7 protein-coding genes are annotated in these 12,813 nt (G+C 33.0%); 4 read left to right on the plus strand and 3 right to left on the minus strand.

The features are described 5' to 3' along the window. Window positions 1-193 precede the first annotated feature (193 nt). Both NSS71_RS01405 and ggt read left to right on the plus strand, forming a co-directional pair. On the plus strand, window positions 194-1,426 hold the full coding sequence (locus tag NSS71_RS01405; RefSeq protein ID WP_047941442.1) for an MFS transporter: 1,233 nt from the start codon (window positions 194-196) through the stop codon (window positions 1,424-1,426). Further along, window positions 1,423-3,003: a gamma-glutamyltransferase gene (ggt, locus tag NSS71_RS01410; protein WP_341151242.1), complete on the plus strand. Its 1,581-nt coding sequence runs from the start codon at window positions 1,423-1,425 to the stop codon at window positions 3,001-3,003. Before NSS71_RS01405 ends, ggt begins: the two co-directional genes overlap by 4 nt. A 240-nt stretch (window positions 3,004-3,243) precedes the next feature. On the opposite strand, the gene NSS71_RS01415 is transcribed toward ggt, so the two are convergent. Further along, a complete protein-coding gene (locus NSS71_RS01415) occupies window positions 3,244-5,298 on the minus strand; it encodes a methyl-accepting chemotaxis protein (protein ID WP_341151243.1) in 2,055 nt (684 codons plus the stop codon). Window positions 5,299-6,011: 713 nt separating this feature from the next. On the opposite strand from NSS71_RS01415, the gene NSS71_RS01420 reads away from it, so the two are divergent. Then, window positions 6,012-8,819 (plus strand): DEAD/DEAH box helicase, encoded by a 2,808-nt coding sequence (locus tag NSS71_RS01420; RefSeq protein WP_095257836.1) that lies wholly within the window; start codon window positions 6,012-6,014, stop codon window positions 8,817-8,819. A 31-nt stretch (window positions 8,820-8,850) separates the two neighbouring features. On the opposite strand, the gene NSS71_RS01425 is transcribed toward NSS71_RS01420, so the two are convergent. Further along, on the minus strand, window positions 8,851-9,246 hold the full coding sequence (locus tag NSS71_RS01425) for a (deoxy)nucleoside triphosphate pyrophosphohydrolase (protein ID WP_047941446.1): 396 nt from the start codon (window positions 9,244-9,246) through the stop codon (window positions 8,851-8,853). Between the two features lie 367 nt (window positions 9,247-9,613). Here NSS71_RS01425 and NSS71_RS01430 point away from each other — a divergent pair, with 367 nt between their 5' ends. Beyond that, on the plus strand, window positions 9,614-11,053 hold the full coding sequence (locus tag NSS71_RS01430) for a glycoside hydrolase family 1 protein (protein WP_341151244.1): 1,440 nt from the start codon (window positions 9,614-9,616) through the stop codon (window positions 11,051-11,053). Window positions 11,054-11,230: 177 nt separating this feature from the next. Here NSS71_RS01430 and NSS71_RS01435 read toward each other — a convergent pair whose 3' ends face one another. Next, entirely contained in the window at window positions 11,231-12,298 is a 1,068-nt protein-coding gene (locus NSS71_RS01435; RefSeq protein ID WP_095257835.1) for a saccharopine dehydrogenase NADP-binding domain-containing protein, read from the minus strand. Window positions 12,299-12,813: the final 515 nt, after the last annotated feature.

Raw genomic sequence — 12,813 nt, forward strand, 5'->3', positions numbered from 1 at the left:
CGTTTGGAAACCTATAAGTCTCTATGGAGAACTTTATGGAATTGATTGCTATTATTATTACAACAATACGAAAGGTTTTAATTGAAATTTTTTTCTTATTGAAAAAATCGTGTGAGATTTTCTGACAAGATGCAGATTTTATTATTTTACTCATGTTACAATTGTCCCAACATTCAGAAAAGGAGATTGCAATATGAAAAAATCACATCCTATCCTTGTTATCTTTTTATTCTTTTTAGGCTGGGTATTTATGTATGCAGATCGTAATATTCTATCACCAGTCATGGGAAGCATTGGAGAAGAATGGAACTTAAACCAAACCGAACTAGGGTTAATGGCTACAGTATTTTTTGCTGCCTATGCTTTTATGCAAATCCCTACTGGCTTTTTGGCAGATAAATTTGGGCGAGTAAAGGTGTTAGTAATTGGCTTTATCGTTTTTGGCGTTGGTACCTATTTAAGTGGTGCTTCCACCACGTTTGCGATGTTTTTAATTATGAGAGCAATTACTGGTTTAGGAGAAGGTACTTATTATGGTTCACAGTATGGTATCTCTTCTACGATAACCCCAAAGAAATATCGCGGCTTAGTATCAGCCATTATTAACAGTGGAATGGCTTTTGGTATTTCGTTAGGATTTATGTCGTCTAGTTATTTTACCTACACATTAAATAAAGGCTGGCAGTTTCCGTTTTATGTTTTTGCAATCCCTACCGTTTTGGTTGCTATTTTAATAGGCATATTTGTTCGTGACAATTCACATAAGGAGAGGAAAGTAGAATCTGAATATGAGAAAGTCGAGATGAAGAAAATTTTCACTAAAAATCATATTTTTGTATATATCTTAATCTTTTGTTCCTTATATGGTTTTTTCGGTATGCTGACATGGCTTCCTTATTACTTACAAACAGCAAGAGACATTGAGGCCTCCCAAACTGGGATTATTTCTTCTTTAGTGCCTTGGGCTTCCATTCCAGGTGCCATTCTATTTGGCTTCTTGTCTGATCGCATTAAAAGTAAAAAGCCGCTCATTATCGCGCTGGCATTAGCTGGAGCAATTTGTCAATTTGCAATTCCTTATACAGACAATTATTCCTTGCTGATTGTCGGATTATGTTTATATGGTTTGCTTGGAAAATTAGCGCTGGATCCAGTATTAATTTCATATATGGCAGATATTACTCCAAAGTCTATGTATTCAAGAGTTTATGGATTCTTTAACTTTAGCGGGATGCTTTCTTCTATATTTGCGCCATATATTACGGGGTATTTCGCTGATAAAACTGGCAGTCTAGAATTCGGATTTTATCTAGCCGGCGGGTTATTAATCATTGGTGCCATATTGTTTATATTTACAAGCGATAAAGGGAAAGAAGACAATAAAGCAGCGATTAATGTTGGACTTAAGGAGGAAATAGTAAGTTGAATAAAGTAATAGTAGGCACAGAATCAATGATTGTAAGTCCACATTATTTAGCTTCACAAGCAGGTGAACAAATTCTCCAAAAGGGAGGCAATGCATTTGATGCTGCTGTTGCTGTGAGTGCTTGCTTAGCTGTAGTATATCCGCATATGACTGGTCTTGGGGGAGATTCTTTTTGGCTGACTTATAAGGAAAAGACAGGGAAAGTGCGTACTTATAATGGAAGTGGGAAGTCAGGAGCGGCTGTTACAAGAGAAATGTTTAAGGGAAAAGAGAGCATTCCTTTTCGAGGAATAGAAAGTGTTCTAACTGTTCCTGGCATGGTGGATAGCTGGGATGCTATCTTAAAAGAATATGGAAGCATGACTCTTGCAGAAGTCTTACAGCCTGCTATTGAATATGCAGAAAAGGGATTTCCTCTTTCTAATGATCAATATGAAAATACGGTGAAAAATGAGGGACTTTTAAGAAATATAGAAGAAACTGCGGCTGTTTTTCTGCCAGATGGAAAGGTTCCAGAAAAATTTTCTCGGTTTGTGCAAAAGAATTTAGCGAACACGTTAAAACAATTAGGAGCGAATGGAAGAGATGATTTTTATAAAGGAGAACTGGCCAACAGAATTATTTCTGGTTTGCAGAAAAAAGGCAGCTATTTAACAATAGCAGATTTTGCCGCACATAAAGGGGAATGGAGTGAACCGCTTGCTAGTACCTATCGCTCTTATACTATGTATCAGGCTCCTCCCAATTCACAAGGCTTTGTGGGACTCATGATTTTAAATATATTAGAAAATTTCGATTTTTCATCCATTCCGTATGAATCCTATGAATATTATCAGCTAATAATAGAAGTAGTGAAACGAAGCTTTCAAGACCGGAATGAGCATCTGACAGATCCGACATTTCATGACATTCCATTAGAGCAGCTATTAAGCAAAAAGTATGCAAAGGAGATGGCGGATTCCATCTCATTGGAATATACCGCAGATTATACTTCGCGCCCTGTTGGAAGCGATACAGCCCATGCCGCTGTTGTGGATAAAGATGGGAATGCTGTTTCTTTTATTCAAAGTCTATATTTTGAATTTGGTTCTGGTGTGGTTGCAGGAGATACGGGGATTACTATGCAAAATAGAGGGTCATTTTTCTCACTTGATCCTGATCATGTCAATACATTGGAGCCAAATAAGCGGACATTCCATACTTTGATGCCTGCCATGGCTTTTAAAGAGAATAAACCATATGTGTTGTATGGTACACAAGGCGGGGAAGGCCAGCCGCAGACACAAACTTTGATGATTACGAGAATGCTTGACTATGGACTTGATCCCCAAAGAGCAATAAGTGAGCCACGGTTTGTATGGGGGCGTACATGGGGAGAAAAAACCGAAGAGCTAAAAATAGAAAACCGTATTTCGGCAAATGTTTTGGAAAAGCTGCAAAAGGCTGGTCATACCGTAAACCGAGTAGAAGCATTTGACGGAATTATGGGGCATGCAAATGCTATTTTGATCGATGAACAAGGATTTTTATATGGTGGTGTCGACCCAAGAAGTGATGGAACTGCCATAGGAAAATAAATAATCAAGAGTTTATGACTAAGAGTGAACTTCTGCTAGAAGTTGGCTCTTTTTTATGGAAAAAAGTTATACCATTCATTCCAATCTGCCCTAGTCTAGCAAACTTAGAGTTTAGAAGGAAAATTTAGAATTTTATTGATCTTATTTTTTATAGTAAAATCTTGTTGATGATCGCTAGGATAGGTTGCGAAATTATAGGATAAAAAAGAAAGGATGCCGTTTTGATCTCGGCATCCATTTTTATTCTGTTTTGAACCTTGCTATTTCAGCTTCTGTTGTCTCAATCAATGTAGTGAGAGAATCAGCATATTGTTTCACTTCATCTGTAGAAGCAGATTGTTCTTCCATAGAAGATAAGATTACTTCTGTAGAAGCAGTTGTTTCTTCTGAGGAAGCAGAGATTTCATTAATCATGCCACCTACCACATCTTTTTGCACATCGATTTCATGGATTGCATGATTCGCTACTTGAATATCTTCCACAATTTTTTCTAAAGAATTAGTGATTTGATTAATGGAATCAGTAACGTTATTTACCGCATCTTTTTGCTGTTCACTAATCGTATTTGTTTCCTTCATCATTGTTACAGCTTGAGCAGTATCTTGGATAACAGAGTAAATAATATTTTGAATATGTTCAGCAGATTCCTTCGATTGTTCTGCTAAATTTCGTACTTCATTTGCTACTACTGCAAAACCACGTCCGTGTTCACCAGCACGTGCAGCCTCGATACTTGCATTTAAAGATAGTAAGTTAGTCTGTTCAGAAATTTGCTTAATAACCTCAGTAACTTGGGAAATATTTTTAGATTTATCACTTAAATCATTAACAATGAAAGCAACCTTTGATAATGAGCTTTCTAAATTTTGATACGAACTTTCTAAGTTTGTTACATTTGTTCTTCCAGACCCCACTTCTTGATGGGCATCTTGCAGGGAAAATTCCATATTTTTTGATTGTGCCACCAATCGATTAATTGTTTCATTTAACTCTTGAATGGCCATGGAGCCTTTTTCAACTTCTGAAGATTGCTGGCTATTAGCAGTAGCTATTTCTTCTATTGAGCTTGTAACTTCTGCAATGGAAGCACTATTTTGAGAAGCAATTTCAGTTAAACTTTGGGAAGTCTCCTTCACTTTAGAAAAATCAGTTTGGATTTTTTTCGTCATATGTCGAATATTTACTAACATCGTATTAAAATTTTTAGAAAATTCACCGATTTCATCATCGCTATTAATAGCCAAAGAAACGGTTAAATCCCCTTTGGAAGCTTTTTCTGTTGCTTCATTAAATTTGCGTAAATAGTTAAGAATCATTTTGGAAAGGTAGTAAGCAATTATGATACCAATGATTAAACCACCTGCACTAGTGCCTAATCCAATCCATGTAATACCTTTTAATTTCTTGGAAATCACACTATCTGCTGTCACTGAAACCACTTTCCAACCAGTCTCTTCAATCGTTGAAGAATTTACTTGATAAGAAGTACCTTCAAAGGATGCAGTTGTATCCACTGTATCTTTATCGTATAAGGAGTCTACCCAATTAAATTCTCTTTTAAAGGCTGCTTTATCTTTCACTACATCTTCTACATCTTTAATTTTTCCACTCTGTTGAATGGAAAGATTTTTTCCATTTGCGTCCAAGAAGGAAGTGACTACAACCCCTTGATTATCCAAAACCAATAATTTATTTTCTTTTCCTTTTTGTAACTGCTCTCTTAAATCACCAATAGCATCTAATGAAATATCGTATCCTAATACCCCAATAAGCTGACCATTCTTTTTTACTGGTGTGATAACGGAAGTCATCATATCGCCTGTAACATTATCTTTGTAAACTTCCATCCAGTGGGTTGTATCTGCTTCTTTTGTTTCTTTAAATGCTCTCGTATCTAATGCATTCCCAAAATCAACCCATGGAGCAATATCCATTCTGCCTGATTCAGCATCAATAAAATAAGCAGCAACTAGTGATTCATCATGAGACTTTGTATTCTCTAACAATTGAAGAATCGTTTCATTTTCTCCTTTATCGTCATACAAACTGGCAATATGTAAAGAAAGCTCTTCTACTGATTTTTCATGTTTACTTAAAAAGATTTGGATGCTTTTAGCTGAACTAACGGCAGATGCTTCGTTTTCTTCTTTATAAACATTTTTTAAAGTATTGTTAGAATAACCATAGTAGAGAGAAGAAGATCCTAGGATAGTAATTAATAGGGTAAGACCAATAATTCCGATTAATTTAACACGTATTGATTTTTTGCGAGTTGTCTTTTCTTTGTTTCTCATCGTTGAAAATTCCTTTCTTCTTTGACAATAAAACTATTAAGTTGTTTTGCTGATATTCAATTAAAAGATTGATGGAATGGCTGCAGAATTAATCTATTAATCTCGAAGGCATAGTTTTCCTATTAAGAAATGACCATTTGGTATGAAATGAGAAGTATAAAATCACTTCAGGTCAATTGCCTATATTTGTAGATAATTTAGAACCATTTTTGAAAAATCCTTTAATGTTAAAAAAATTCTATTTTATAGAAATATATAGTGCATTACTCCTTTCTATATAATCCACAATCGGAAAAATTAGTTCTATTGTATCAAAAATAAAGAAGCATAATGGGGAAAATTTCACGATTTTTAGTTTGGGACTTTGTTAATGTGATTATACGTAGGGCTGTGGTCTAAAAGAAAGTTAATTAATAAAATTGGAAATATTTTGGTTTATAATTAGAAAGAATTTAATAAAGTTTAGTACTGAAGAGAAAAAATTGAAAATCTCATAGCTTAATTACCATTATCTAGTACAATAATAGTAGCGAATTAGTGCTATGGAAGGAAAGGAATAGATGGTGCAAGAGATAAAAAGTTTATGTATTTTAAATAAGACTATTTCCATTTAAAAGTACTTTATTATTTTACAAATTTTAATAAGAGAAATTAGTATATGCCAAAAAAATTTGATTAAATCGAACAACTAGACAGGGAGATATTAAGAGCTTATGGACAAAGAACTAATTGTGAATTCAGGTAATGGAAATTTATTAAGTGAATTAGTACAGGCGATTAGAGAGTGTGAAAGATTTTATTTTAGTGTTGCATTTGTTAATTTTAGTGGATTGCAGTTGCTCTTAGATTCATTAAAGGAAGCGGAAAGGAATGGTATAAAAGGGAAGATTATTACGTCTACTTACTTGAATTTTACGGAAGGAAAAGCTTTAAGAAAAATTAATGAATTCAATAATATTGATCTAAAAGTATATGTTACAGATAAAGAAACAGGTTTTCATACGAAGGCATATATATTCGAAAATAAAGAGAACTATAAGGTCATTATTGGTTCATCTAATATAACTCAGAGTGCATTAAAAAGTAATGTAGAATGGAATGTGAAACTTGTCTCTAAGGAGAATACTCCTTTTATCCATAATGTTAAAAAGGAATATGATCATTTATGGGATATAACGACAGATGCTGATGACCAATTTATTGATGACTATGAGAAGTTTGTAAATTCTATTATCAGTTATACTGGCAAAAAGCCTCAGCTTATATATGAACAAAGTGAGTATATCATTCCTAATAGAATGCAAAAAAGAGCAATGGAAAACCTTAATAGATTACGTTCTTTCGGTGAAAAAAGGGCGTTGGTTATTGCTGCTACTGGTACCGGTAAGACTTATATGTCCGCTTTCGATGTAAAACAATATCAGCCAAAACGAATGTTGTTTATTGTACATAGAGAAGAAATATTGAAGAAGGCTAAAGAAACGTTTGAAAAACTATTACCAAATGAGAACTTTAAATTTGGTTTATTAACAGGAAATCATAAAGATAAAAATGCTGATTACATATTTACTACGATCCAGACTTTATCCAAATGCTATAGTGAATTTAGTAAAGATCATTTTGATTACATTATTTTCGATGAAGCGCATCATGCAACTAGTAATAGTTATCAATCGGTCATACAATATTTTGATCCAGAATTTACACTTGGAATGACAGCTACTCCAGAGAGAACAGATAATCAAAATGTTTTTGATCTTTTTGACAATAATGTTGCCATTGAAGTACGACTACATGAGGCGTTAGATGATGAATTAGTTGTTCCTTTTCATTATTTTGGAATCACGGATATAGAAGAAGTTGATTTAAGTGGTGTCGATATTAATGATATTACTGAGATAACAAAAAGATTAAAAGTTAATGAGCGAGTAGATTTTATTATTGAGAAAATGCGCTTTTATCAACATGATGGACAAAAAAGAAAGTGTTTAGGTTTCTGTGCTAGTATAGAACATGCAAGATATATGACAGAAGAATTCAACAAAAGAGGCTATAAAAGTGCATGTTTAACTGGAGAAATGAGTGTTGATCAAAGGGCTCATTATATAAATAAATTAGAAGACGATGCTGATGAATTAGAAGTTATTTTTTCGGTCGATATTTTTAATGAAGGAGTAGATATTCCTACGGTAAATACGGTGTTAATGTTAAGACCAACTAATTCTCCAATTGTATTTATTCAACAATTAGGTAGAGGGTTAAGAAAGTATGAGGGGAAAAGCTTTCTTACAGTATTGGATTTTATCGGAAATCATAATAAAACTTTTTTAATTGCTATCGCTTTAAATGGAAGTAGATATTACGATAAAGAAAGCTTAAAGGTTGCTATTGCAACAAGTTTTGCTAATATACCAGGTAGTACACATATACAAATGGATCGAATTTCTCAAGAAAGAATTCTAGCACAAATTGACAAAGAGAACTTTAATTCTATGAAGTATTTAAAAGAAGAATATTATGAATTTAAGAAGCTTAACAGTGGGAAAATCCCCTACCTTTTAGTGGATTATTTAAAATATGATGGATCACCTGATCCAATCAAATTTATTGATAAAGAAAAAAGTTATCTTCAATTTGTTGCGAAAGTAGAAAAAGATATTAAGCTTAAAGAATTACTATCGGATATTAATTTTGAAAGTGTATTAAAAGAGTTATCCAGTAAACTTCCCCTTAAACGGATATATGAGTTTGTTATATTAAAAAATTTGCTAGAAACAAATGAAATTACTCTAGAAGATGCAAAACAAGAAATTTTGAAGTATGTGGAAAGAGTGGATGACGATAGTATTATACATGCTTTTGAAAATTTAAACCAAAATTATTATGATACTATGCAAAAGAAAGGAAAGCTTCAACTTTGTATCTATGAGAATAATAAATTAGTAAAAACAGAGCCTTTTAAGCGAATATTGGAAAAGGAACCATTTCGAATATATGTAGAAGACTGTATAATGTATGGGATTTTTCGATATGAAAAGGAATTTAAAGAAACGTATTATGGTATCCCGCATTTTAAATTATATGAACAATATCAAATGATAGATGCTGCTTTATTATCTAATTATCGCAAAATCCATAGTTCCTTTAGAGGTTCGGGACTTCTAACAAATGGTAATGAGTATTTTCTTTATATAGATCTTCATAAGGAGGAGGATATTAAAGAAAGTATCAATTATAAAGATAAAATAATTGATGAGAGTACCTTCCAATGGCAAACACCAAATAGTACTAGTCAAAGTTCTGATAGAGGAAAAAATATTATTTATAATAAAGAGAGGGGGATACATTTACATTTATTTATTCGTAAATATAAAGAGATAGATGGGAAAACAGAACCTTATATTTATATAGGGAAAGGGAATACCATAGAATTCGAAGGAGATAAACCAATTACTGTGATTATGGAGTTGGAACATACATTACCAACTAGGATTTATAATGAGTTTGTAGTAAAGGTGTAAAAAAATGCTAGGGTGAAGTCCTAGCATTTTTTTATTTTTCATTTATTAATGCTGTCACTGCTGGAATATCTGCAGGCGCCCATTTTAATGAATCTAAATTCTCTCTCTCTAACCATACTAGTTTGGAATGTTCACTAGCAGCTGGTGTTCCATCGATGATTTTAGCTTTAATACAAATTAGCGTAATGATAAATGTATCATATTCATGTGTATGTTCATGGAAAAGTTCGTCTGCTTTTATTATACATCCTAATTCTTCCTTAATTTCTCTCTCAAGTGCAGTATAGATATCCTCCCCTTTTTCGACTTTCCCACCAGGGAATTCCCATCTATTTGGAATAGTCATTTGAGGGGAACGAAGTGCACATAATACTTCATTTTGATGGTTTTCAATAATTCCTGCTACTACATTTACTGTTTTTTTCAATTGATGGATTCCTCCTGAAGAATGTTGTTATAAATTAATAATAGCATATAGTTAGGGATTGATAGTAAATCATTCTTCGCTGTTTAAAAAAGTTGAATTTATTATCTTTGTGATTGGAACCAAAAAGCGATTTAGAATTAGTTTCAGCTCTTCCACTATATATGATGGAATTATAAGTTTTAGGCTAAATATAGGCATTCATTTAAAAGTCTATTACCCATGAACTGTCATAATTATTTAATATACAAAAGTTGCCAGAATATGATTATATGTATATACTTATTTTATAATCAACTATACCTTTGATAGTGGAATGTGTATAGTTAAATAATTAATGTTAAGTCTATCGAATAAGGAGTGTAGCCAAATGATTCACCAATCTTTGAAAGCGTTCCCTAGTAACTTCCTTTGGGGTGCTGCATCGGCAGCTTATCAAGTAGAAGGTGCATGGAATGAGGATGGCAAGGGAGTATCCATTTGGGATACGTTTGTTAGAATACCAGGAAAAACATTTAAAGGTACAAATGGAGATATAGCGGTAGATCATTATCATCGTTATAAAGAAGATGTACAGTTAATGGCAGAAATGGGAATGAAGGCATATCGATTTTCTGTTGCTTGGACGCGGATTTTTCCGAATGGAAAAGGAGAGGTAAATCAAGCGGGAATTGACTTTTATAATGATTTAATTGATGAATTAATTAAATATAAAATTGAGCCAGTGCTAACTCTTTATCATTGGGATCTTCCCCAAGCATTGCAAGATGAATATGGTGGTTGGGAATCGCGTCAAATTATTGAGGATTTTACGAATTATAGTATTGAATTATTTAAGCAATTTGGAGATCGAGTGAAATATTGGGTAAGTTTAAATGAACAAAATATTTTCACTGGTTTAGGCTATCGAATGGCTGTGCATCCACCTGGAGTAACAGATGAAAAACGATTCTATCAAGTGAACCATCATGCGAATTTAGCGAACGCTAGTGTTATCAAGGCTTTCCGCCAATATGTCCCAAGTGGGAAAATTGGACCTAGCTTTGCTTATTCTCCTGCATATGCTTTAACTTCAAAGCCAGAAGATATTATTGCAGCAGAGAATGCAGAAGAATTAAATAGTCATTGGTGGATGGATATGTATGCTTGGGGCAGATATCCAGAAGCTGCATGGAATTATTTAGAAGCAAATGGATTGGCTCCAGAGGTTGAAGAGGGAGATTTTGAATTATTACGAGAAGGCACTCCAGATTTCATGGGACTTAACTATTATCAAACAACGACCTTTGAGGAAAATCCTTTAGAAGGCGGAGTAGGCAGTGCTGAAATGAACACTACTGGTAAAAAGGGAACTTCGCAGGATTCAGGAATTCCTGGAGTGTTTAAAACAGTCGAAAATCCAAACTTGGAAAGAACGGATTGGGATTGGAATATTGATCCACAAGGATTGCGGATCGCTCTTCGCAGGATTACAAATAGATATCAGCTTCCTATTCTTATTAGTGAAAATGGCTTAGGTGCTTTTGATAAACTAGAAGAAGGCGATATCATCAATGATGATTACCGTATTGATTTTATTCGAGCACATATAAATGCGATGCAAGAAGCTATTACGGATGGTGTAGATCTGCTAGGATATTGTGTGTGGTCTTTTACAGATCTGTTAAGCTGGCTGAATGGCTTCCAAAAACGATATGGTTTTGTCTATATCAATCAGCATGAAGAGGGAACACATGATCTTCGTCGAATCAAGAAGAAGAGCTTTTATTGGTATAAAGAAGTAATTGAATCAAATGGTGAGAATCGCTAGGAAGGTGCAGACCTGCATATATTTGCAGGTTTGCCCTTCTTTTCTTTTCGTATAGATTGCTGCTGTTCGGAAGCGTTTAAAAAAATATTAGGTTGTCTACTTTCATTTTCCTAGGTTTGAGATAGTAAAAGAGATCAAAATAACAACGTTTCTGAGGATGATAACGTAAATTTAATATCATTGTTGTTTTTTGACATCTTCTACTATAATACTAGAGCAATTGGTCACAGATAATAGTTCATCCAAATTTGTAATTTCAAAAGGATAAACCACACCTTTTATATCTGTTTTTAGAGCGATCTTGGCCAATGAAGCTGTAACTATTGCTGTTGTATGATAATCTGAAAAAGTAGATAAGGAAATTGTTCTTATCATTTTTTTATTATCGATATTCCCTTTTACTTCAACGGTAAGAAAAGCATTTTCATTCTTATTAGGGTTGTGTTTTACTACTTTAGAAACCAATTTCTTATTAAGATTTTGAAGTATATTTAAAAGACCAATCTTTCTAAGTAAAGAGACGAATTTATTAAAAGGAATGACGTTCCAAGAAGTCCAATAATATATTGGTGCAACTGTCAATTTCTCTTTTATAATCATTTTCTCTGAATGTTCTATAAGTCTTACCACCTTTTCTTTTGCATGATTTTGAAAATTCATCTTTCTTTTTTTGGTAAATCCCGAAAGGACATTATTTTGAAATTTAACTGGCTGTGCAATTATACTTAACATATCAAAAATTCCAGTAACTCCTGCTTGGGCATTGGCATTTTGTAATAATGCTACATTTATTTCTGTTATTTCCTGAAACTCTGCAATAGCTTTTTGTGTGATCAAGCCAGATAAACCAGGGAAAAAACCGGACATGACAACAGAAGCTGTATTATTCTTTTCAGCACGTTGATTTAGTTCCTGCACTGTCTCTACAAAGTCATAAAATGGGGTGACATCAATACACAATATTTTATTTTCTATACAAGTTTTTTGAATAGATGGTGTTTTTTGTTTTAATCCAACAATTACAATATCCACATTACGAATTACTTTTTTTATATTTTCTTCATTATCAACATCTAAATATTGGAATTCTACTCCACTGTTTAATGAGTTTGCTAAATTTTCCCCTCTTTTAATTTTATAATCTGTCACTACTAACTTTATTGAATTATTAAATATTCTCAGTAATTCAGTACAGATTAATTTGCCTAATACTCCAGCAGCTCCAACAACTATAACTTTTTCCACTTTTATACCTTCTCTCTATAAAACTAAGACGACCTTAGCTTATTTCTGTTATAGCTATATAGACTGTTTTAAAGCTCTTCGTTAAATTAAAAAATCTTTACGTTTATAAATACGAAAGTAGTTAATACATGAAATATGAAGAAGACAAGGGAAACTTATACATTCTTATATTTTTAAATTAATTTTATCATAATATTTTCCAGTGAAAACAGTAGAAATATGGATATATACACTGAAATCTTTATATACATATCTCCATATTTTCATGTGAGAATAATCTATGCGAAAACAGCCTGCTTTTCTTTTAGTCTAATTATCTTTTTATATTTTCTGCTAGACATAAAAATGACAAAAGATGTTCATGGAATCGTCAAAAATCCACTCCATTTTTACCTTAAAAAGAATATATAATGAAACTGCAAAAGATGTATTTCAATTATTTCTTTTGAACACTATGATGAAAAAATCCTTACTCCAATAGAGTGTATCGTCAAGAAGGATAATTGGGGGATATG

Origin of the sequence: Niallia sp. FSL W8-0951, from assembly GCF_038006525.1 — a bacterium.
In the GTDB taxonomy this organism is placed as follows: Bacteria; Bacillota; Bacilli; order Bacillales; family Cytobacillaceae; genus Niallia; species Niallia circulans.